At 40.5% G+C, this 23,355-nt stretch carries 23 protein-coding genes; 8 read left to right on the top strand and 15 right to left on the bottom strand.

What is annotated here, in order from left to right:
• The first annotated feature begins 402 nt into the window (after nt 1-402).
• From L0B17_RS12795 to L0B17_RS12810, 4 genes are all read left to right on the top strand, one after another.
• Nucleotides 403-1,233, top strand: a complete 831-nt coding sequence (locus L0B17_RS12795; protein WP_235085311.1) for a CvfB family protein — start codon at nt 403-405, stop codon at nt 1,231-1,233.
• A gap of 115 nt (nt 1,234-1,348) precedes the next feature.
• Nucleotides 1,349-1,999 carry a YceH family protein gene (locus L0B17_RS12800; protein ID WP_235085312.1) on the top strand — a complete coding sequence of 217 codons (651 nt, stop codon included), beginning with the start codon at nt 1,349-1,351 and terminating at the stop codon, nt 1,997-1,999.
• 53 nt (nt 2,000-2,052) lie between these two features.
• On the top strand, nt 2,053-2,892 hold the full coding sequence (locus L0B17_RS12805) for an ABC transporter permease (RefSeq protein ID WP_235085314.1): 840 nt from the start codon (nt 2,053-2,055) through the stop codon (nt 2,890-2,892).
• On the top strand, nt 2,889-3,791 hold the full coding sequence (locus L0B17_RS12810; RefSeq protein WP_235085316.1) for an ABC transporter ATP-binding protein: 903 nt from the start codon (nt 2,889-2,891) through the stop codon (nt 3,789-3,791). Before L0B17_RS12805 ends, L0B17_RS12810 begins: the two co-directional genes overlap by 4 nt.
• 262 nt (nt 3,792-4,053) lie before the next feature.
• Here the strand turns inward: L0B17_RS12810 and L0B17_RS12815 are convergent, their stop codons facing one another.
• The 3 genes from L0B17_RS12815 to L0B17_RS12825 form a co-directional block, all read right to left on the bottom strand.
• Nucleotides 4,054-4,260 carry a cold-shock protein gene (locus L0B17_RS12815; protein ID WP_226410119.1) on the bottom strand — a complete coding sequence of 69 codons (207 nt, stop codon included), beginning with the start codon at nt 4,258-4,260 and terminating at the stop codon, nt 4,054-4,056.
• Between the two features lie 253 nt (nt 4,261-4,513).
• Complete coding sequence (rlmA, locus tag L0B17_RS12820; RefSeq protein ID WP_235085317.1) at nt 4,514-5,344, bottom strand: 23S rRNA (guanine(745)-N(1))-methyltransferase; 831 nt, start codon at nt 5,342-5,344, stop codon at nt 4,514-4,516.
• Between the two features lie 20 nt (nt 5,345-5,364).
• Nucleotides 5,365-6,171, bottom strand: coding sequence for a hypothetical protein (locus L0B17_RS12825; RefSeq protein ID WP_235085319.1), 807 nt, complete (start codon nt 6,169-6,171; stop codon nt 5,365-5,367).
• A 161-nt stretch (nt 6,172-6,332) separates the two neighbouring features.
• On the opposite strand from L0B17_RS12825, the gene sbcB reads away from it, so the two are divergent.
• Both sbcB and cdd read left to right on the top strand, forming a co-directional pair.
• On the top strand, nt 6,333-7,748 hold the full coding sequence (gene sbcB / locus L0B17_RS12830) for an exodeoxyribonuclease I (protein WP_235085321.1): 1,416 nt from the start codon (nt 6,333-6,335) through the stop codon (nt 7,746-7,748).
• A 63-nt stretch (nt 7,749-7,811) separates the two neighbouring features.
• Nucleotides 7,812-8,708, top strand: coding sequence for a cytidine deaminase (gene cdd, locus L0B17_RS12835; protein ID WP_235085322.1), 897 nt, complete (start codon nt 7,812-7,814; stop codon nt 8,706-8,708).
• A 71-nt stretch (nt 8,709-8,779) separates the two neighbouring features.
• Here the strand turns inward: cdd and L0B17_RS12840 are convergent, their stop codons facing one another.
• The 10 genes from L0B17_RS12840 to yceD all read right to left on the bottom strand — a co-directional run bounded on the left by L0B17_RS12840 (nt 8,780) and on the right by yceD (nt 16,590).
• Nucleotides 8,780-9,652: an NAD(P)-dependent oxidoreductase gene (locus L0B17_RS12840; protein ID WP_235085324.1), complete on the bottom strand. Its 873-nt coding sequence runs from the start codon at nt 9,650-9,652 to the stop codon at nt 8,780-8,782.
• A 34-nt stretch (nt 9,653-9,686) separates the two neighbouring features.
• A complete protein-coding gene (locus L0B17_RS12845) occupies nt 9,687-10,175 on the bottom strand; it encodes an acyl-CoA thioesterase (protein WP_226410177.1) in 489 nt (162 codons plus the stop codon).
• Nucleotides 10,176-10,318: 143 nt separating this feature from the next.
• Nucleotides 10,319-11,557, bottom strand: coding sequence for a beta-ketoacyl-ACP synthase II (gene fabF, locus L0B17_RS12850; RefSeq protein WP_235085325.1), 1,239 nt, complete (start codon nt 11,555-11,557; stop codon nt 10,319-10,321).
• 198 nt (nt 11,558-11,755) lie between these two features.
• Nucleotides 11,756-11,989: an acyl carrier protein gene (gene acpP / locus L0B17_RS12855; protein ID WP_011496723.1), complete on the bottom strand. Its 234-nt coding sequence runs from the start codon at nt 11,987-11,989 to the stop codon at nt 11,756-11,758.
• A 162-nt stretch (nt 11,990-12,151) separates the two neighbouring features.
• Nucleotides 12,152-12,898 (bottom strand): 3-oxoacyl-ACP reductase FabG, encoded by a 747-nt coding sequence (fabG, locus tag L0B17_RS12860; RefSeq protein ID WP_235085327.1) that lies wholly within the window; start codon nt 12,896-12,898, stop codon nt 12,152-12,154.
• Between the two features lie 9 nt (nt 12,899-12,907).
• Nucleotides 12,908-13,834, bottom strand: coding sequence for an ACP S-malonyltransferase (gene fabD / locus L0B17_RS12865; RefSeq protein WP_235085328.1), 927 nt, complete (start codon nt 13,832-13,834; stop codon nt 12,908-12,910).
• 29 nt (nt 13,835-13,863) lie between these two features.
• Complete coding sequence (locus L0B17_RS12870) at nt 13,864-14,823, bottom strand: beta-ketoacyl-ACP synthase III (protein ID WP_235085330.1); 960 nt, start codon at nt 14,821-14,823, stop codon at nt 13,864-13,866.
• A gap of 9 nt (nt 14,824-14,832) precedes the next feature.
• Nucleotides 14,833-15,861: a phosphate acyltransferase PlsX gene (gene plsX, locus L0B17_RS12875; RefSeq protein WP_235085332.1), complete on the bottom strand. Its 1,029-nt coding sequence runs from the start codon at nt 15,859-15,861 to the stop codon at nt 14,833-14,835.
• Nucleotides 15,862-15,876: 15 nt separating this feature from the next.
• Nucleotides 15,877-16,047 (bottom strand): 50S ribosomal protein L32, encoded by a 171-nt coding sequence (rpmF, locus tag L0B17_RS12880; protein ID WP_226410183.1) that lies wholly within the window; start codon nt 16,045-16,047, stop codon nt 15,877-15,879.
• A gap of 18 nt (nt 16,048-16,065) precedes the next feature.
• Complete coding sequence (gene yceD, locus L0B17_RS12885; protein WP_235085334.1) at nt 16,066-16,590, bottom strand: 23S rRNA accumulation protein YceD; 525 nt, start codon at nt 16,588-16,590, stop codon at nt 16,066-16,068.
• Between the two features lie 234 nt (nt 16,591-16,824).
• On the opposite strand from yceD, the gene L0B17_RS12890 reads away from it, so the two are divergent.
• Nucleotides 16,825-17,454: a Maf family protein gene (locus L0B17_RS12890; protein WP_235085335.1), complete on the top strand. Its 630-nt coding sequence runs from the start codon at nt 16,825-16,827 to the stop codon at nt 17,452-17,454.
• Nucleotides 17,455-17,498: 44 nt separating this feature from the next.
• Here the strand turns inward: L0B17_RS12890 and L0B17_RS12895 are convergent, their stop codons facing one another.
• Nucleotides 17,499-18,146 (bottom strand): HAD-IA family hydrolase, encoded by a 648-nt coding sequence (locus L0B17_RS12895; protein WP_235085337.1) that lies wholly within the window; start codon nt 18,144-18,146, stop codon nt 17,499-17,501.
• A 31-nt stretch (nt 18,147-18,177) separates the two neighbouring features.
• A complete protein-coding gene (gene rluC / locus L0B17_RS12900; RefSeq protein ID WP_235085339.1) occupies nt 18,178-19,134 on the bottom strand; it encodes a 23S rRNA pseudouridine(955/2504/2580) synthase RluC in 957 nt (318 codons plus the stop codon).
• Between the two features lie 785 nt (nt 19,135-19,919).
• Between rluC and rne the strand changes: the two genes are divergently transcribed.
• On the top strand, nt 19,920-23,201 hold the full coding sequence (rne, locus tag L0B17_RS12905) for a ribonuclease E (protein WP_235085340.1): 3,282 nt from the start codon (nt 19,920-19,922) through the stop codon (nt 23,199-23,201).
• Nucleotides 23,202-23,355: the final 154 nt, after the last annotated feature.

Below are 23,355 nucleotides of genomic sequence, written 5' to 3' on the forward strand. Positions count from 1 at the left end.
GTATTTATCAATGCTAGGGCGACAATACAAACACTTGTCTAAGTTTACTAAACGCATATATGAATACTTATGACTCATAATCGCATAAATACTTAAGCCTATTTTTTAAAGGCTATAAAGACCTATCTGTCAGTATGTTAAACCTTAAAAACTGAGCCTTTAAAAGCGGCGCAATTAAACCGCGCATTGTGCTTCAATGCAAGTAGAATAAGCTTTCGTATAAATAAAAAACCTAGATTCTATTTCTCTTTGCAGATCAATTTTGCACTAATACGGTGTATTTCTATTATCAGCTCACTGTTAACGTAAAATCACTCATAATTTAAAAAAACGTGTATACTAACTGCCTCTGAATATTTGCAATATTCACCTATTATTTTGCTCCCACAGATAGAGATTCACATGATACAAATCGGAAAAAGCTATTCACTCGAAGTCGTTAAAGAAGTCAGTTTTGGTATTTATGTTAATGCCCTTGAGCTTGGCCAAGTGTTAGTTCCGAAAAAGTTTGTCCCTAAAGTATATGAAGTCGGTCAAAACATTACTGTTTTTTTATACCTAGACTCCGAAGATAAAGTGATTGCAACGACACAAAAACCTTTTGCACAGGTAGGCGAATTTGCTTATTTAAAGGTTGCAGCTTTGAGTGAGTATGGCGCGTTTTTAGATTGGGGCTTGGATAAAGACCTCTTCTTACCTTTTGGTGAGCAGCACAAAACCATCGAAGAGGGCCGTTCATATTTAGTGTATGTCCATGCCAACAGAGCCGACGAGCGGATAGTTGCCTCGTCTAAAGTGGATAAGTTTTTAGATAAAACACCAGCAGATTATGAAGTCGGTGAACAAGTTAATTTAATTATTGGTGGCTCTACCGACTTAGGTTTTAAAGCGATTATCAATAATAAGCATTGGGGCGTTATTTATGAAAATGAAGTTTTTCAAAAATTACGCTTTGGCCAAACAATCACTGGCTTTATTAAAACATTACGCAGTGATGGCAAAATTGACCTAGTACTTCAGAAAGGCTCTCAGCAAGAACTGGATAAACAAGCGATTCAAATTATGAATAAACTTGCCAAAGCAGATGGTTTTTTACCTTTGCACGATAAAACAGACGCCGACGTGATTTATGCACAATTGGCTATGAGTAAAAAAGCCTTTAAAAGATCGATTGGTGGCTTATTCAAAGGTGGTCAAATTACTATCGAAAAAGACGGTATCCGCCTGGTTTAATAGATAAACCCTCAGTTATTGTATACTAGATAACCGATTACATTGATATCGTTGTTAAAACCAGCATGGGGATGCTATAACATCTTCATGCTTTTTTATTTGAGGAACACCATCAATGGAATTAAATGCACTTGAAGCCAGAGTTATTGGCTGTTTGATGGAAAAAGAAATCACCACCCCAGAGCAATACCCCTTATCTCTAAACTCAATAACGTTAGCCTGTAATCAAAAAAGTAGCCGCGAACCGGTAATGACGTTAACTGAATCTGAAGTACAAATTATCATCGATGGCTTGAATAAAAAACGATTAATCTGCGAGCAGTCAGGTTTTGGTAGCAGAGTCATTAAATATAAACACCGCTTTTGTAATACCGAGTTTAGTGATTTAAAACTTAACTCAGCCGAATACGCGTTAGTGTGTGTTTTACTGTTAAGAGGCGCCCAAACACCTGGTGAATTAAAAACCCGCACCAATCGCTTACATGAGTTTTCAGATGTTGCCCAAGTAGAATCTATTTTGATCGCGCGCGCAAAACAAGATAAGCCTTTTATTGCACAGCTAGCTCGTGAAGCCGGTAAACGTGACTGTCGTTACATCGAATTATTCAGTTCCTCAATAGAAGATCACCAAGTTAATAGCTCAACAAACTTAGAAGTGTCAGCCCAAGTACAGCAAAACTCTATCCAAGATAATAAAATAGCTGAGTTAGAACAACGAATTGAGGTATTAGAAACTGCGTTAGCAAAATTATTACCACCGTCTTAGCAAGTTTCTCATTTGTTTCATTAATTACGGGCGTTAATCACTGAAGGATCTTTATGAATAACCCAACACTTTCACCTCCATCAGCCCTGTTTCATATTTGGTTGCTTGCCCGCTTCGAACTGACAAAGCGTTTCAGTAGCCGCAGTGGGATAATCGCATTAATCGCCTTTATCATGGTTTGGAGTATTATTTTAATTTACCCTGTTAAAGAAGCCGCTACTATTATTATGCAACCCAGCTTTAAAGAGTTTATGGCCGCGGTATTTGGCCCTACAACCCTTGATCAATTGTTTAATTGGAAGGTTGCTGAATTTGCAGTCTTTTGGGTCGCTGCGCTGTACTTGTTTCCATTATTCAGTATTTTTATCTCGGCAGATCAATTTAGTTCAGATAAACAGCGAGGCACTTTACGTTTTATCAGTTTAAGAGTAAGCCGTAATAGTTTATTTTTAGGACGCTTTATTGGCCAAGTATTGATTCAATCATTACTTATTTTACTGACGTTAATTGTCGCTATTGCGCTAATTATGAGCAGAGACAGTAGCTTACTTTTTCCTGCTATCAACACAGCTATGATTATTTTTGCCAGTGTATTGATTGTTGTATTACCTTATATTGCCATGATGGCGCTATTGTCTATTATTGCCAATAGCGCACGTCAGGCAAGTATCTTCGCCGTGATTTTATGGATTATTGTCTCGCTGGTCATTACCTTAGTTAATGTTCAATTACCAGGTTTTGACGTCGTCAGTTATTTGCTGCCTGGGTCTCAATTATCTGACATGGTTAATACCCAAGGTTTAGCTGCATTTACCTACACTCCCATTCCGTTGCTGCAAACTGTGGCTATATTAATCATAGGCCGCATTGTTATGCAAAGGAGTGCATTATGAATCTAATCCACTGTGAACAACTCAGTAAAAGTTATAACGGTAAGCCAGTTCTGAATAAAGTCGATATATCATTGGTTGCTGGGGCGCCAATTGCCCTTGTGGGTCCCAATGGAGCCGGTAAAACGACGCTTTTTAGTATTTTATGCGGTTATATCAAACCCAGTGCAGGAGACGTTACTATTTTAGGAGAGCCCGTAGGCAGCCCTAAATTACAAGGTCTGTTGTCTGCATTACCACAGGATGCACAATTAGACCCGGACTGTTCTATTTTAAGCCAATTAAAATTGTTTGCTGAACTACAAGGGATTAAAGGCAAAGCTGCCAAGCAAGAAGCTATGCGAGTATTAAAGTTAGTGGACTTGGTTAATGAGGCTAAAGCAAAACCGAAAAGCTTAAGCCATGGAATGAGTAAACGGGTTTCGATTGCCCAAGCTTTAATTGGCTCGCCTAAATTGGTGTTATTAGATGAGCCAACCGCAGGCCTTGATCCGGCTAATGCTAAGAAAATTCGTCAAATCGTTAAAGAACAATCTGAACATACAACTTTTGTGATCAGCTCACACAATTTGGATGAATTAGAGAAATTGTGTGATCAGGTAATTTATCTAGAGGGAGGCCACCTTAAACAGTCGTTATCGATTCATATGGCTCAGGACATCGATTACCTAACCTTAATTATGAAAAAGGCTGATATGGCCGCTGTGCATCAAGCACTACTTGGACTCACTGCTATCACTAAAGTCAGTCAAAGTGCCGATAATCAATTTATTATTGAATACCCTACTCAGTCTAACTTCAATTTAGAACAGCAATTGTTCAGTTTATTAGACCAACACCAATGGCAATATAAATCTATCATGAAAGGTCGAACGTTAGAAGATACCTTATTCTCTTCTTAGGTTGAATACGCACCCTAGAACCAGTTTGTGTGCACATAGTTTGATTGTGTATAGTACAAACAAAAAGCCGGATAACTGTTAAGTTAACCGGCTTTTTATATATCTGAATATATAATTTACCATTCCAATTGATACAAAACATTACGTATATTGAAATAAATTATACTTACGAAGATATTAATTTTTACCTAAAAAAAGGCAAAAAAAACTGCGGCAAATGCCACAGCTTTAAGTCCATTTCACCGTAGTGAAATATTTTAGCTTAAACTAAAGAAACGTTTTCAGCTTGAGGACCTTTCTGACCTTGGGTCACAGTGAAAGAAACTTTTTGACCTTCGTCTAAAGTTTTGAAACCGTCTGAGTTGATTGCACGGAAGTGAACGAATACGTCTGGACCAGACTCTTGCTCGATAAATCCGAAACCTTTGTCAGAGTTGAACCACTTAACAACACCAGTAACTTGAGACATGATATAAATCCTGTAAATATAAAATAAAGCCTAAACGGCGGTAACGCTGGAAAATGCCGGTATTACTTATGTTAACAGGACGAAACGGGTCGTATTGAAACACAAAAAATAAGTCCAACCTTCAAGCTATGTAAACTATAAACCATTTAAAAAATAAGTCAACAAGCATGATAGTCATGACTCAATTAATTAATGCTTAGCCTAATGCTGTTTATCTAAATTCATCAACAAGTTATTGGTGTAATTACTCAGTTTATCCAGCCGTATTATGGCGCTTATGAACCTCAATTTTAAAATCTAATTCACAGTTAAGTCCATCTACCGCCATCTGTTGCTTTTGACTCGAGGATAACTTCCAAGCATATGGGGTCATATTAAGCAAATGTTCAATATCACTTTCGTCCGTTAAGTGCAGCATATACTCAAGACTATACCGACCTAGATAGTCAAAACCTTCCAATAATAGCGACTCTTGTGGATGTAACCTAGGCTGGTCATAAATTTTTTGTTTAATCGCAAGGTGATGTTTAGGCCCTGGAGAAACTGTAATTAATATCCCTTCAGGCTTAATTACCCGTTGTAGCTCTTCAACTTTAGACGGTGCATATATGCGAATAGCTAAATCAAAACTGTTCTCAACAAATGGCATTTCAAATACGCTCGCCACGCAAAAGTGCATATCAGGATATTTTTTAGCCGCATACTTAATCGCAATTTTAGAGATATCTAATCCCCATAATTCACAGTCACTTTGTGTCTGATGAAGCTGATTAATTAAGCGATGACTATAATACCCTTCCCCGCAGCCAATATCTAAAATAGCTTTTGCCAGTGGCTGATACTCACTCGCTAACTGATTTACTTTATCACTGAGCGCTTGGTAATGTCCTTTATTCAAAAACTCACGTCTTGCCAACATCATTTCTTTATTGTCGCCAGGATCTTTCGATTTCTTTTTTTGTACCGGTAGCAAATTCACATAGCCTTCTTTAGCTGTGTCAAATTGATGATTGTTTGTACAACACCAGGTTTTAGTTTGATTTTGAGCTAAAGGAAGCTGACAAATAGGACAGATATAGGACATCAATAATTCTTAATAAGTGGTTAGTTTTCATCATCTGATAGTTGATTAACTAATTCAGTGACATCAAAAGGAGCCAGTATGTTATAGCATTCGAGTTTTTGCTGTAGCTTTTCAATATCTAAAGATGCTTCATTTGCCGCTCTAGATAAACTAGGGCGCTCCAAAGATTGATGATATGTACGTAAAAGCCATTGGCGCTTATTCTGCAGTAAATGATCCAGTTTTAACAGTTCGGTCGACACACCTGGGTGAATTTTCCCAGACTCACCGCGCATATAATCTGCAATTTCACGCCTCACCTGCTCCAATTCACTAATATGAACAGCAAGTCCGGCTGTAGATTCACTGTGTTTAGGTTTTTGACCTAAAATGGTTTTAGCCACAACCAACACTTGTGGCTCACACAATAATCGTAAATCATGCTCCAATGGGATTAATTCAAACTTACCCTGCTCAACCGTACTAAAAAACATCCTGCCATCAGCTTGGATAATGATGTCAATACCAGTTTTTAATTGCTCAATACATACTCTAGGAGCAACAGCCATTCTAGAGTAAAGCCTAACACCTTGGCCAATAACGCGATTAACATCGTATTGTTCAGCAATACAATGTGTTGATTGATAGTCTATATTCACAAATGCTTGCTGGCGAACAATTAAGGTAGCTTTAACGCCTTCGACTTGGCTCACTATCATTTCGAATAATGGATTGGTTAAAGACGCTAAAACCAGTAAATCATCAATATTATCCAATAAACGAACCGTAACTAGAGTTGGATGGTTTATTTGAATCACATTGGGATGACTAAAAATATGCTGGTGCATTCAAAACAATCCTTTTTACATTATGATTTGCGAATGTTATCGGCTGACATCGTATTATCTGCATATTAAACTAGCAATCATTCAATTGATAAATCAACAAGCACTTAACCTAACCAGAATTAATGCTAAGATAATGAAATCATTTAGCAAGAAACTTGATTATGGCTGATGCAATACAACCCACATTATTCTGGCACGATTACGAAACATTCGGCGCAAATCCAGCCAAAGACCGTCCTTGTCAGTTTGCTGGGATCCGTACCGATCTTGAATTAAATATTATTGGCGAGCCTGAAACCTTTTATTGCCAGGTTGCACCTGATTATTTACCGTCACCTGAAGCGATATTAATCACTGGGATAACGCCACAGCTGGCTAATAATAAGGGAATGCCTGAAGCTGAGTTTATGAAGCGTATTAACGCATTATTCAGCCAACCAAATACCTGTGTTGTCGGCTATAACTCGTTACGTTTTGATGATGAAGTGAGCCGTTATGGTTTTTATCGCAATTTTATCGACCCGTATGCAAGGGAATGGCAACAGGGTAACTCTCGCTGGGACTTAATTGATCTTGTAAGAGCCTGTTATGCATTTCGCCCAGATGGTATTAATTGGCCAAAAAAAGAGGATGGCTCTCCTAGCTTCAAATTAGAGCAATTAACTGTTGCCAACGGCTTAAGCCATGAAAAAGCCCATGATGCCATGTCTGATGTATATGCCACTATCGCCATGGCCAAATTGATAAAACAACAACAGCCAAAACTTTATGACTATTACTTCAAATTACGTCGTAAACAAGTTGTTAGTGATCAAATTGATGTCCTAAAAATGCAGCCTTTGGTTCATGTAAGCTCTAAAATTAGCGCGCTTAATGGCTGTACGACTTTAATTGCTCCTGTCGCATTTCATCCGACCAATAAAAATGCCGTTATTTGTGTTAATTTGGCTATGGATATTTCACCACTGCTGACATTAACAGCTGAAGAAATTCAAGCTCGAATGTATACTTCCCGTTCAAATCTGGCACCTGACGAGTTGCCCATCCCAATTAAACAAATTCACATTAATAAATGCCCGTTTATTGGTTCAGCTAAGTTATTAGATGATGATATAGCACTGCGTTTAAATCTAGATAAAGCCTTTGCTAGAGAACAATATAAACGCTTAAAACAATCAAGCGATATTCGTGAAAAATTAAATGCCGTATTTGAAATAGAACCAGATAGGCCTGCTATAACCAACCCTGACTTAATGCTTTATAGCGGTGGTTTTTTCAGTCATGCAGATAAAACCAAAATAGACATTGTGAGTCATACTCAACCGCAGAATTTGGCGGCTCTGGAACTACAATTTGATGACCCTCGTATTAACACCATGCTGTTTCGTTATCGAGCCCGTAATTACCCACAAACATTAAGTCATCAAGAAAGCCTTAAGTGGCGTGAATACTGCCAACAACAACTAATGGATGCCGATTATGTGATGCGTCTCGAAAACTTAGTTGAAGAAACCAGCGACAATGAGCACAAACAAAAGCTATTAAAAGCCCTATATCAATACTTACAATCACTCTAGTTTGTATAATTTGTCATAAGCTTAAGCCTAATATGACGCTTTTTATTTTTAAGGATAAGGGAAATGCAAAATCGATTTATAGACGCTATTAATCAACTTCCAAAACCACTAGCAACAGCTTTAGTTCCATTATTAAGTGATAATTTCGGTGGTCATATTAATGCCAATCAATTATCAAATTTAATGACTGCAAGTCAATTAAATGAACAAGAGCTTTTACTCGCCTTATTACCCATAGCCGCAGCATTAGCAAGCCCACACCTTAGTCAGTTTTATGTTGGCGCAATTGTAAAAGGTAGCAGTGGCGATATTTATATGGGAGCCAATCTTGAATTACCTGGTGAAGCTTTGTTTCATAGTGTTCATGCAGAGCAAAGTGCAATAAGCCATGCATGGCTGTGCGGCGAAACCCATATAATGGACATAGTGGTTAATTTCAGCCCATGTGGACATTGTCGCCAATTCATCAATGAACTAGTTGATGGCAGTAAAATTAATATTCACTTACCGGGTCAGAAAACAGCCCCGTTAAGCCATTACTTACCGTATGCATTTGGACCAGCAGACTTAAATGTGACTCGCCCATTACTATCTAAAAGTCATATTGAATTCGCATTAGAGTCAAATGATCCAACAATTATTGAAGCGTTAGATCAAGTAGGCTTAAGTTACTCACCTTATACTAACTGCCACGCTGCTGTTGTTTTAGAAACGCAAGATGGCGCCACTTTTTGTGGTCGATACGCAGAAAATGCGGCATTTAATCCATCGATGCAGCCTATGCAAATGGCATTATCAAACCTGATAAGACATAACCGTGATTATAGTGAAATTAAACGTGCAGTGTTAATTGAGTCATCTAAAGGCATGATAAGCCTTGTGGGTGCAGCTATGGATGCGCTACATGCTGTCGCGGCTGTAGAGTTAGAACACATTGTGGTAAAGCCAACTGAGATCTAGTTGAAATCAACTCATATAAAAAAGGACTGCATAATGGCAGTCCTTTTTTATTTATGTATGTCATTAAACTGTTAACGATTTTTCTCTAAACGTGCTAATAAACTTGAAGTGTCCCAGCGATTACCTTTCATAGCTTGAACATCGGCGTAGAATTGATCAACAAGCGCTGTAACAGGCAAAGTCGACCCATTACGACGAGCTTCATCAAGTGCTATGCCTAAATCTTTACGCATCCAGTCAATGGCAAACCCAAAGTTGTACTCACCTTGCCACATGGTTTTGTAGCGGTTTTCCATTTGCCAGCTTTGTGCGGCTCCCTGGCTAATAACTTCGATCACTTTCAAACCATCAAGGCCGGCACTTTTGGCAAAATGCAGTCCTTCTGCCAAGCCTTGTACCACACCTGCGATACAAATTTGATTGACCATTTTAGTTAATTGTCCTGAACCTACCGGTCCCAGTAACTCAGCACAGCGACTATAAGCAGCAATAACTGGTTTAACAGTATCAAAAGCTGCCTGTTCGCCACCCATCATAACGGTAAGTATGCCTTTTTCGGCCCCTGCTTGACCGCCCGAAATAGGTGCATCTAAAAAGGCAATATCTTTGGCGGCTAACACAGCAAAAATCTCACGTGCAACATCTGCTGAAGCTGTGGTGTGATCAACTAAAATACTGCCAGCATGCATGCCATAAATAGCCCCATCTACACCTAAAACCACCTGACGTAAATCATCGTCATTGCCAACACAGGTGAAAACAATATCCTGACCCATGACTGCGGTTTTAGGCGTTGGAGCTGATTTACCTTGGTAGGTTTGGGTCCATAAATCTGATTTAGCCTGAGTACGGTTATACACAGTCACTTCATGTCCCTGGCTCACTAAATGACCTGCCATGGGGAATCCCATCACACCCAAACCTAAAAATGCAACCTTAGCCATAACTTCTCCGATAGGTAATTAATTAATATTTATTTTACTCAACGATTGGTTTTACGTGAGCTTCCATCTCTGCTCCAATGCGTTTGCGCATGTCCATTAACCGTAATGCAGAATCTCGTAAACGAATGTCATCTTCGGTCTTTGGGATCCACTCTGGTACATCAGTCGGTTTACCAGCATCATCAACCGCCACCATAATCACAATGCAATGGGTGGTTAAATGACGTTCTGAATATTTTGGATCACCCGCTTTAACATCAATAGCAACATGCATTGATGTTGTGCCTGTGTAGATAATTTTACCTGTCACTTCGACTATATTGCCTACATGAATAGGTTTAACAAAACGAATACCACCGGCATATACGGTAATACAATATTTACCACTCCAACCTGCAGCTGACGCATAAGCAGCTAAATCGATCCATTTCATTACTGCTCCGCCATGCACTTTTCCGCCAAAATTGACGTCTGCGGGCTCAGCTAAAAAACGTAATGTCAGTTGTCTGTCTATACCGGCCATATATTTGATCCTCGAAAATGTCTATTGTCAGTTTACGCTAAATAAACTTAGCAAAGGAATGGTTAATTAGTCACATTAAGACTTAGCATATAAAAAAGGGAAGATATGATCTTCCCTTTCTATGAGTTCTATTTGCCAGTACATTAGATTTTCTTAAATAACAAAGAAGCGTTAGTACCACCAAACCCAAACGAATTACATAAAGCGTAATCAAATTGATGCTTTCGTGATGTATGGGCAACAAAATCTAAGTCACAACCTTCATCAGGGTTATCTAAATTGATTGTGGGTGGAATATGTTGGTCTTGTAATGCCAGTAAGGTAATAATCGCTTCAACAGAGCCTGCTGCGCCTAACAAGTGCCCAGTCATTGATTTAGTTGAACTGACTAATAAATCGTAGGCATGGGCACCAAATACTGACTTCACTGCAGCGGCTTCAGCCTTATCGCCGGCGGGTGTAGAGGTACCATGAGCATTAATATAACCAATCGACTCTTTGGTAATACCTGCATCATTAATTGCATTCACCATAGCGGCTGCCGCACCTGCACCATCAGCTGGAGGTGATGTCATATGAAACGCATCACCACTCATGCCAAAACCGATAAGTTCGCCGTAAATTTTTGCACCGCGTGCTTTAGCGTGTTCATACTCTTCCATCACTAACACACCCGCACCATCACCGATAACAAAGCCATCACGGTCTTTATCCCATGGGCGACTAGCCGCTTGATAGTCATCGTTACGGGTAGATAAGGCTTTAGCTGAACCAAAACCGGCAACGGCTAACGGGCTAGTAACATCTTCTGCCCCGCCAGCAACCATCACATCTGCATCACCATAAGCAATAGTACGCGCTGCAAAACCAATGTTATGCACACCTGTTGTACAAGCCGTGGTGACCGCAAAATTAGGCCCTGTCATACCATACATAATCGATAAGTGGCCCGAGATCATATTAATGATCGTGCTGGGTACATAAAATGGTGAAACTTTGCGGGGGCCGCCTTTGAGTAAAGCGCTATGGTTTTGCTCAATTAGATGCATTCCGCCCATACCTGAGCCGATTGCGGTACCCACACGTTCTGGACGCTCCTGGGCCATATCTAAACCCGAGTCTTTCATGGCTTGGATGCCAGCAACCATCCCATATTGGATAAATAAATCCATTTTACGTGCATCTTTTTTAGTTAAATACTGTTCAACATCAAAATTTTTGACTGAACCACTAAAGCGAGTGCTGAATTCTGTAGCATCAAATTTGGTAATTGGCTCAATACCACTTTGGCCAGCAAGTAATGCTTTCCAAGATGATTCAACATCATTACCCACTGGGGTCACTAATCCTAGACCCGTAATTACCACACGACGTTTAGACATGATTTTCACCTTTAATTCTGAATACACAATGCCAAAGAGTCTAGCAACGGCGATTAACCGGAAGGAGAAATATGGAGAGAGGTTAACCTACTAGAACAGGCGTTTTCTAAATGAACTGTTACAACTAGTTAATTTTATTACTATGCTAGAAACAAAAAAAGACGACAATAAATGCCGTCTTTCTCTGTGAATTCTGGATTACTGATTCTTAGAAACGTAATCGATCGCTGCTTGAACAGTAGTGATCTTTTCAGCTTCTTCATCAGGGATCTCGGTATCAAACTCTTCTTCTAGAGCCATAACCAATTCCACTGTGTCCAGAGAATCGGCACCTAAATCGTCCACGAAAGAAGCAGCAGATTTAACGTCTTCTTCTTTAACACCTAGTTGCTCAATAATGATTTTCTTTACACGTTCTTCGATGTTGCTCATTAGTTCTCTTTCCTATTCAAATTACGCACTTGCGTAAGATTGCGAGTAGTTTATTCGATTTAGATAACATTGCAAGCTTAGATTTTGTGGTCTAACCACAAAAATAAATCTGCCCTGCTTCTAACTCTGACTCAAATGAAGGTAGTTTCCTACCAATCGTCCTTAAACCATGTACATTCCGCCATTCACATGCAGTGTTTCACCTGTGATGTAAGCGGCTGAATCTGAGGCCAAAAACAATACTGCATTGGCAATTTCTTGCGCTTGCCCTAAACGTTCCATCGGAACTTGCGACATAATAGCTTGTTGCTGCTCTGGTGTCAGCTCATCTGTCATATCAGTCTGAATAAATCCAGGTGAAACAGCATTAACTGTTATTTGACGAGATGCAACCTCTCTTGCAAGAGATTTAGTAAATCCTATTAAACCGGCTTTAGCGGCAGAGTAATTGACTTGACCAGCATTACCCATAGTACCAACAACAGATCCGATACTGATGATACGTCCAAAACGCTTTTTCATCATAGATCGCATCACAGGCTTAGACAATTTAAATAATGAAGTTAAATTAGTGTCAATGATATCTTGCCACTCATCATCTTTCATTCTCATTAATAAATTATCACGTGTAATACCTGCATTATTCACGAGAATATCAACATCGCCAGCTTTTTCTTTAATTTGGCTATATAATTGTGCAACAGATTCGCTATCTGTGACATTAAGCACAAGACCTAAACCTTTATCGCCAAGATACTCTTGAATCGCTGCAGCGCCTTTCTCACTGGTTGCTGTACCAATTACCACTGCGCCAGCTTGTACCAATGTTTCTGCAATTGCACGTCCAATACCGCGACTTGCACCAGTGACAAGTGCCACTTTACCTTCTAAATTAAAGCTAATGCTCATTATTATTCCTTACTCAGTTAATGCAGCAAATGATGCAACATCATTGACAGCTTGGGCTGAAACAGATTTATTAATACGTTTTGTTAAGCCAGTTAATACTTTACCTGGTCCCATTTCAACTAATTCAGTGACACCTTTGTCGGCCATATAATTAACAGTATCGCTCCAACGAACCGGGCAATACAGCTGGCGTACTAATGCGTCTTTTATTTCTTCGCCGAGTGTAGGCATAGCCACATCAACGTTATTAATAACATTAATTAGCGGGGCTGAAAATGCAATTTCAGCTAATGCTAGTGCGAGTTTATCAGCAGCAGGCTTCATCAGGGCACAATGAGACGGCACGCTTACTGGCAAGGCTACAGCCATTTTTGCGCCCGCAGCTTTACACGCAGCAGCGGCGCGTTCAACGGCCAGTTTCTCACCGGCTATTACCACTTGCCCAGGACTATTGTAGTTAACAGGGCTAACGACATCGCCTTGTGCTGACGCTTCACATGCTGCTGCAATCGCATCATCGTCTAAACCAATAATGGCATACATAGCGCCGGTTCCCGCAGGAACCGCTTGCTGCATTAATTGACCGCGAAGTTCAACTAACTTAACTGCATCTTTAAATGCTATGACACCTGCACACACAAGCGCGGAATACTCTCCTAAACTATGCCCAGCAAGATAAGCTGGCATGGCTTTGCCGCTAGCTTGATAAGCACGCCAAATAGCGACACTGGCGGTCAGCAATGCTGGTTGGGTTTTATCGGTTTCATTTAATGATTCTACTGGCCCGTCTTTTACAAGTGCCCATAAATCATAGCCAAGTACCTGTGAAGCCTCGATAAATGTTTGGGCAACCACATCATGTTCTAGGGCTAAGTCGGCTAACATGCCGACAACTTGTGAACCTTGGCCCGGAAATACAAAAGCCACATTTTCCATTGTTAATTACCTGTATTAAATAAAAAGAATTAGAAGCGAATTAACGCACTGCCCCAAGCAAATCCTGCTCCAAAGGCTTCTAAAAGTAATAATTGACCACGTTGAATTCGACCATCTCGCACCGCTTCATCTAGTGCAATCGGCACAGATGCTGCAGAGGTGTTACCATGCCTTGCTAAAGTTAAGACCACTTTATCTAAACTCATATTTAATTTTTTAGCGGTGGCATTAATAATTCTAAAATTGGCTTGGTGTGGCACTAGCCAATCAATTTCAGATTTATCGATATTATTAATCCGCAGAGTTTCAGTAACCACATTTGACAGTTGAGTGACCGCCACTTTGAAAACATCATTGCCCTTCATGGTCATATAACCAACCGCTTCTGAGGATTCATTTGCACGGGGAGGAAATGAGCATTTTAGCAAGTCACCCTGACTGCCATCGGCATATATATGAGTATTAATAATACCTGGTGTATCACTTGCTCCAATCACAACCGCGCCTGCACCATCACCGAACAAAATAACCGTTGAACGATCATCAGGTCCGCACATGCGTGATAATACATCTGCGCCAATAACTAGCACTTTTTTAGCCGCGCCAGTTTTAACAAATTGATCTGCTACTGATAATGCGTAAACAAACCCTGAACACGCTGCAGCAATATCAAAAGCAGGTATTTGTTTAACACCTAGCATGGCTTGAATTTCACAAGCTGCTGCAGGAAAAGCATTCGGAGCACTAGTCGTACCACACACTATCATGTCAAGATCTGTCGCTTCAATACCAGCCATTTCAAGTGCTTTAAGTGCAGCTTGATAACCCATAGTCGACACTGATTCATCAGTGGCTGCTATGCGGCGTTCTGAAATGCCTGTCCGATCCATAATCCATTGATCACTGGTGTCGACCATTTTTTCTAAATCTTGATTACTGCGCACTTGCACAGGTAGATAACTACCTGTTCCGAGAATTTTTGTATGCATATGATGGGATCAGCTATTGATGTCTAAAAGAATCGACTCCAAACGATCATTGATCATTTCAGGAAGACGACGTTTCGCTTCAGTTGCTGCTAAATTAATGGCTTGTAGATAGGCAGCTTCATCAGCGTTTCCATGACTCTTTACTACTATTCCGCGCAATCCTATCAGACTTGCACCGTTATAGTGGTCGGGGTTCATCTTACTGAGTACAGCTTGAATGCGTGGCGCGATGAGTTTGGACAATAAACGCACAAATATACCGCTATTTAAACCACGTTTTAATTGATGGACTAATAGCTTGGCAATGCCTTCAGAGGTTTTTAAAGTGATGTTGCCGACAAAACCGTCGCACACTATCACATCTAAATTGCCGGTGTAGATTTCATCACCTTCGACAAAACCAACATAATTGAGTTGATCAGTGTGTTGCAGAAGACGTCCAGCTTGTTGAACTTGATCATTACCTTTAATTTCTTCAATGCCGACATTTAATAAAGCCACTTTAGGACGAGATTTTTTATGTACCGCTTCGCACAAAACTGACCCCATAACAGCAAACTGAAATAAGGTTTCTGAATCGCATGCGACATTAGCGCCTAAGTCTAGCAAATAAACAGGTTTGCCCGTCACTGTTGGTAAACATGAAACTAAAGCCGGTCGATCAATACCTGGTAACGTTTTTAATAGCACTTTTGCCATTGCCATTAACGCACCAGTATTGCCTGCACTAATACAAGCTTCAGCTTTTCCATCTCTGACTTGCTCAAGGGCTACTCGCATTGAACTATTTTTACGAGTACGCAAAGCATGTACAGGTCTGTCATCCATAGTGACTACTTCTGTAGTATGGATACGTTCAATTCGCGATAAAATAGTGGGATCTGCTAACGAAAGAAAAGGGTCAATTTCAGCTTGATTGCCGACAAGAATAATATGAATAGAGGAATTAGATTTCAGTGCCTGCAAGGCTGCAGGCACTGTGACGTGGGGACCATGATCACCCCCCATCGCATCTAACGCGAGCGTCAGATTCGTCATTAGGTCGTCAACAAATTACTTGTTGATAACCTTTACACCGCGATAAAAACCATCAGCAGTCACGTTGTGACGTAGATGTAATTCACCGCTAGTTGCGTCTACAGATAATTGAGCAGTGCTCAATGAATCATGTGAACGGCGCATTCCGCGCTTTGAACGAGATTTTTTATTCTGTTGTACAGCCATTTGACTTGTCTCCTACGATTACTTGCTCTTCAGTTTTTCTAACACTGCAAACGGATTTGGACGCTCCTCATGAGCGGGGTCGATCTCGCCTACAACTATATCTTTCGATCCCAAACTGCAATCAGTATCTTCATGCACTGGAATAATCGGCATAGCGACTATCAATTCATCTTCAATCAATTGATGCAGACGTACTTCACCAATATCATTACACTCAATTGGGTCATACGCATCCAGGAGCTCATCGATTTCTGTTTCATTCTTACAAGGACTGAAACAAAAGTCGACCGTAACCTCAGTAGTATATTGTGTCATGCAGCGTTGACATAGCAGAGTGAGCTCCGTCACAGCCTTCCCGCGAAGGTAGACTATCCCCTGTATGTCGACACCACATTCCAACGACACAACTACGTCGGAACAGTCGCCGGCACATAACTCATTTAATCGCTTATTTTGCTTACTAGGAACGATGCCATCATAACGAAGACTGCTGCTAGCGGCGCGAAAAGGATCAATTGAAACCGGTATCTTTACTGTTTGCATAAGGCGCGCATATTATAGTTTGAAAACGTTGGAGTCAAAGAAAATTTCTGCAAAATGCACTAAAATCTACCCTAAGATATATTCAAGCTCTCTATCACTACCAACATTAAATTTGAATGATGGCAAATTTTACCCAACAGTCCTTGCTTACACAAGCATTTGCAGCGATATTTCCCGCATATTAACGATTAATGGTAAACTTTGTGTCATCAAAGACTGATTAGATAAGAATTTATGCCTATAAAGTTAATTTTAGCCTCGACATCCGTGTATCGTCAGCAGCTGTTATCTAAATTAAATTATCCATTTACTGCTATCAGCCCCAATATTGATGAATCACCGTTAATAGATGAAACAGCAATACACTTGGTTGAGCGTCTAGCACGGCAAAAAGCATTGGCGGGCAGTGTATTAATCGCTACGGACACATCATCACAAGCCGCTGAAGATAACAATATTATTGTTGGCTCTGATCAAGTAGCACTGATAAATGGTGACATTGTGGGTAAACCCCATACGGTTGAAAATGCGATTAAGCAACTCAAACAAACTTCTGGCCAAGCCATTACCTTTTATACTGGCCTAGCCGTTTATTGCACTGACACCAAAGTAATGCACAGTTGTGTTGAACCCTTTACGGTTCATTTCAGACAGTTAACAGAGGCTCAAATTCGCTATTACGTTAATACTGAACAGCCACTGCATTGCGCAGGTAGTTTTAAAAGCGAAGGATTAGGCATTGCCCTGTTTGACAAGCTTGAGGGCGATGACCCCAATACACTTATTGGTTTACCGCTAATAAAGCTTATTGATTTGTTAGCGTTGCACGGAATTGATGTGTTGGCAGAACATTTTTCTCACTAAACCCACATATCATCAGCCTTTAATCTAATGAGTAACCCATTAGATTAAAGGTGATGCACTAGTTCAGCAACATTATCGACAATCGCTAACGGATTAGCGGTTTGCAGTTGTTCCACTAAATTAGCACCATAACTAACCCCTATTGCGGCAACGCCCGCATTATTGGCCATATGTAAATCATGAACTGAATCCCCTATCATCACCGCGCGATGAGCGGGCACATTAAAATGCGCCAACAAGGTATCAATCATCATAGGATCAGGTTTGCTTTTCATTTCATCAGCACACCGACTCGCTGCAAAATAATGTCCCGTACCACTGAGTGTTAACACCCTTTCTAGTCCCGAACGACCTTTACCTGTGGCAATCGCTAATGTGTAACCTTGAGTAAAAAGCTGGTTTAATAACCGTTCACTTCCCGCGAACAATGGACTAACTGTATTAGTTGACAAGAAATGGTGTCTATAACGACTGACAATATCTTCATGTAAATGAACCAAATCAGTGAATAAAATGTTAAGTATTTTTGGCAATGAAAGTCCTATCAAGTCACGAATAGCACGTTCACTTGGCACCTCAATGTTAAGATCCTCAGCCGCAGCTTGCATGCAACTTACAATGGCTCCGATGGAATCCATCAAGGTGCCATCCCAATCAAAAATCACTAAGTCATATTTATTCTGCAATGTCATATCATTCACTTTTCAATCATCACAACTGATATTAAATCTTGTTGAGTTTTTCCAGTGTTTGTAACAGCACATCATCTAACGGGGCACTAACTTGCATGGTAGTATCCGTTTCAGGGTGCGTGAACTTAAGCTCGGCAGCATGTAAAAATAACCGATTCAAACCTATCGCACGCATACTGTCGTCAAATTTCTGCTCGCTATACTTATCATCACAGGCAATTGCATGGCCTGCAAATTGACAATGAACCCGAATTTGATGGGTTCGACCAGTCACAGGACTTGCTTTGACTAAAGTAGCGCCGTCAAAGCGTTGCATAATTCGATAACGCGTTTCGCATTCTTTGCCTTCTGGATTAACCCTAACAATTCGCTCACCCGACTTTAGGGTAATTTTTAACAAGGGAGCTTTTATTACCTTATCTTTTGCCTGCCAATCGCCGCGCACTAATGCTAAATAATCTTTTTGCATTGTTTTACTGCGTAGCTGCTCATGTAGGTGCTTTAACGCGCTGCGCTTTTTAGCCACCAACAAAACGCCAGAGGTATCTTTATCTAAACGATGTACCAGCTCTAAAAACTTTTGTTGAGGTCGAAGTGAACGCAGCCCTTCAATTACACCATAATCTACGCCACTGCCACCATGCACAGCAATACCTGCAGGCTTATTCAATACGATAAGATACTTATCTTCATGAATAATGCGCTCTTCTAACTGAGAGACTCTGGATAAATTAGGCGACGGTGCAGTGCGATTATCTTTTTCTGCCACTCTAACGGGTGGAATGCGCACAACATCATCTATTTGAAGTTTATATTCCGGTTTAATTCGTTTCTTATTAACTCTCACCTCGCCTTTACGCACGATTCGATAAATCATGCTTTTAGGAACGCCTTTGAGCTTAGTTAATAGAAAATTATCAATTCGTTGTTCAACATTATCTTCGTCTATGGTGACGAAGTGAACTTGGGGGGTAGTTTCAGTATTCATGATGCGCCAATTTGTGAGAACGTCGCTATTGTAGCTTATTTCAATAAAACTTGGCTATCACAAGCACGGGGCAATTATATTATCCACATGAATGCTGCTCTATACACTATATAAGGCATGAATAAACGGCGTATAAATGAACAATTGCAACTGTTTTAAAAGAAAAAGAAAAATTAAGTAACACTGTCACGAGGCCAGCTTTCACAGATATAACAATGCTTTAAGCTGTGCCTAAAACAATCATCACTTAAAAGATTATAGGCTTTTGATTGCCGAACTTAGCTAATATTGCTATATTTGCGCATTGAAAGAGAACAAACCGTGGATAAACTGTTTACAACTCATTCAATAAATGAAATTCAGTGCAATTTACACATGAGCTTTATCGGTAGCAAGTCATTGATTTGCAGATTATAAGTTTTTAAAACACGTCATTATTATGTGTTTATAATTAAATCGTAAGTTTATTTTAAAAATGTAAAAACTGCCTGATTTCACCGCCAAATTCGAACAATATTTTAGCTTGTTATCAAACAACCGATTCGATTAGGCATTACTGGAAGATACTGATATTTATGGGGTTGGTTGCAATGCAACGGATTCCTTGTTTTTGTAAACACTAGAAAATAAGCCATAAATTAGGCCGCGACACGCAGAGAATGCGTTTAACAGTCGTACTGCGCGCCTATATAGCCTGTAACAAGCCGTGAGGCTGCTAAACAATTCGCAGGCCCGTAATGCAAATAATTGTTGTTTGATGACCTTTATAGAAGAATCACGTCATCATGAAACGTATGTTAATTAATGCAACTCAATCTGAAGAGTTGCGTGTCGCCCTAGTAGATGGGCAACAACTGTATGATCTGGATATTGAAAGCCCAGGTCACGAGCAGAAAAAATCAAATATTTACAAAGGTAAAATCACCCGCGTAGAACCCTCTTTAGAAGCAGCATTTGTAGACTATGGCGCTGACCGTCATGGTTTTCTTCCGTTAAAAGAAATTGCTCGCGAATACTTCCCTAAAGGTTACTCTTTCCAAGGCCGTCCTAACATCAAAGAAGTGGTGCAAGAAGGTCAAGAAGTTATCGTTCAAATCGATAAAGAAGAGCGTGGCAACAAAGGCGCGGCCTTAACAACCTTTATCAGTCTTGCTGGTTCTTATTTAGTATTAATGCCAAACAATCCGCGCGCAGGTGGCATATCTCGTCGCATTGAAGGTGATGAACGTACTGAATTAAAAGAAGCCATATCAGAACTGGAAGTCCCTAATGGTATGGGCTTAATTGTTCGTACTGCAGGTGTTGGTAAGGAATCAACAGAATTGAAGTGGGACTTAAAAGTCTTACAACATCACTGGGATGCCATTCAAGAAGCCTCTAAAACTAAAGGTGCTCCTTTCTTAATTCATCAAGAAAGTAATGTTATTGTTCGTGCAATTCGTGACTATTTACGTCGCGATGTCGGCGAAATCCTCATCGATCATCCACGTATTTATGAAGAAGCTAAATTACATATTGGCTTGGTTCGTCCAGACTTCCTTGAACGCGTTAAGATGTACGATTCAGAAGTGCCATTATTTACCCATTTCCAAATCGAATCTCAAATTGAGTCAGCTTTCCAACGTGAAGTTCGTTTGCCATCAGGTGGTTCAATTGTTATTGACCCTACTGAAGCATTAACCTCTATCGATATTAACTCAGCCCGCGCCACTAAAGGCGGTGATATTGAAGAAACAGCATTAAATACCAACCTTGAAGCTGCAGACGAAATTGCCCGTCAATTACGTTTACGTGATTTGGGTGGATTAGTGGTTATCGACTTTATCGATATGACGCCTGTTCGTCATCAACGTGAAGTTGAAAATCGCATGCGTGATGCTGTACATCATGACCGTGCACGTGTGCAATTAGGCCGTATTTCTCGTTTTGGCTTAATGGAAATGTCACGTCAGCGCTTACGCCCTTCTTTAGAAGAGTCTGCTGCACATTTATGCCCTCGCTGCCATGGTCAAGGTACTATCCGTAGTACAGAATCTTTAGCGTTATCGATTTTACGCTTAATGGAAGAAGAAGCCATTAAAGAGCATACCACTCAAATTGAAGCCATTGTTCCGGTTGATGTTGCCGCGTTTTTACTTAACGAAAAACGTAAAGCCATTCGCATTACCGAAGAACGTCATGGTGTAGAAGTCTATGTTATTCCTGATGCGCACATGCAAACACCTGAATATCGAGTGATCCGCCGTAAAAATGATGATGAAATCACAGAATCAAGCTTTAAGCGCGTAGAAGCACCTAAATCGGAATTGTACGAGCCTCGTAAATTAGAGCGAACTTTAGCACCAGAGCCTGCTTTAAAAGGTTTTGCCGCACCGCAAAAAACTGTTGAAGAGCCGAAAGCAGCTCCAGTTCAACCGGTAGTTGCTGCTATTCCTGGTTTATTCAGTCGCATTACGTCTGCAATTAGTGCTTTCTTTAACAGTAATGAAACTGAAACAAAAGAAAAGCCTGTAGCTAATAAGCCTGCGGTAACACTAGATAAAACGAACCCTCGTCGCAGTCGTCGTAATGATACTGGTGATAATCGTAATGAAAGTCGTAATGACAGCCGTAACGATACTCGCCGTAAGCGTAACGATAAAGATTCAGCAACAGCTGATAACAAAACTACTCGTGGTCGTAATAAGCCTACCCGTGACAAAGATGACACTAAAACAGTCAACAAATCTGAATCGCTAGCTAAGTCGGTAACAAGTGACGATAAGCCTACCAAAACTGTTGCGGCTGAAAAGACACCTAAACAAGAAGCCGCTCGTGAACGTCGTCAGCGCCGTAATATGCGCAGAAAAGTACGAATAGAGAATGAGCAAACGAGTGACGAAGCCGTTTTAGCCACTACTTTAGCAAAAACGCCTAACGAAGCCACCCCAGCTGATTTAACTAAAGATGTGCGCAATGATGCTAACAATGTTGAGACAGCTGAATTAGTTGCTAATGTTAATACTGATGATAAAGCTAATTCTGAAGTTAACAACTCAGCTAAAGACAGCAAGCCTGTACGTAAACGTCAGCCTCGTAAAGAAAAATCTACTGATGCTCAAACAGTGGATAATTCAGCGACAGTTGAACAAACCAATGTAGTAGCAGAAGACGCAGCAGGCACCCCTGTAGCAGCATCGGAAGAAGCTGTAACCACTACAGAGCCAACTACACTTGTTGATGAAGATGTTAACGTGACAGCAACTGCGTCTGAACATGATGAGTCTGATGATGATAAACGTGATGGTCAGCGTCGCAGTCGCCGCAGCCCTCGCCATCTTCGTGCAGCCGGTCAACGTCGTCGCCGTGATGATGACGAAGGTACCCCTTCTGATGCCGCGCCAGTGTTCACACCTGTTGATGAGCTTGATAGGCAATTAACTGAAGAACTCGCACAAACTCAAGCTGCTAGCGTAGTTGAAGTTAATCAACCGGCTATCACAGTACCAGTATCAGAAAATACAACTACTGAGACAACAGTTACTGAAGTAAAAGTAGAAGCATCAACTGAATTAACACAAGTGGCAGAAGTGCAAACCGCACCTGTCATGGAAAGTAAAGCTGAAGCTGAAACTAAAGCTGAAACTGAAAATAAAGTGGTTGAAGTTACTGCTGAAAAATCGGTATCAGTGACACCTGAAACACAGCCCGCGACAGTAATAACTGAAGTAGCTGAAGTTGTAACACCAGAAAAAGACGTGCTGTCAAAGCCAGCTGAAGTTAAGCAGACTAAATCCGCTGTGAATGCGCCTATGGCGAAGCCTGCTCCAATGGTACGTAAAGCGGTTGAGAAAGCTACTGAGCCAAAAGCTGAGCAAACTAAAGCAGAACCTGTTACGTCACCAAAACCTGCCAGCAATAGCCGTTTTGGTTCAATGGTGAGTTCAACTACAACTAAACCTACGATTGAAGTTCGTGAACAGCAAGCTGTACCTCAAGGTAAAAGCTATGCTGAAACAGACAAGCCGGCTGTAAAATCAAGCTTTGCTAACAGTGCAACGGCTGAGATGACTAAACCGCAGTCATAACAAAGTCTCTCAATGAATGAAAGCCATGCTAATGCATGGCTTTTTTTTGAATCAATTTTGATATAAATGTCATTAATTGTTCTTCATGTCAGATTATTAGTTTAGAAGTGGTACGATTTTTGGTAAGATTGCGCCTCTAATCATCATTAAAATA

The organism is Shewanella sp. OMA3-2 (genome assembly GCF_021513195.1).
In the GTDB taxonomy this organism is placed as follows: domain Bacteria; phylum Pseudomonadota; class Gammaproteobacteria; order Enterobacterales; family Shewanellaceae; genus Shewanella.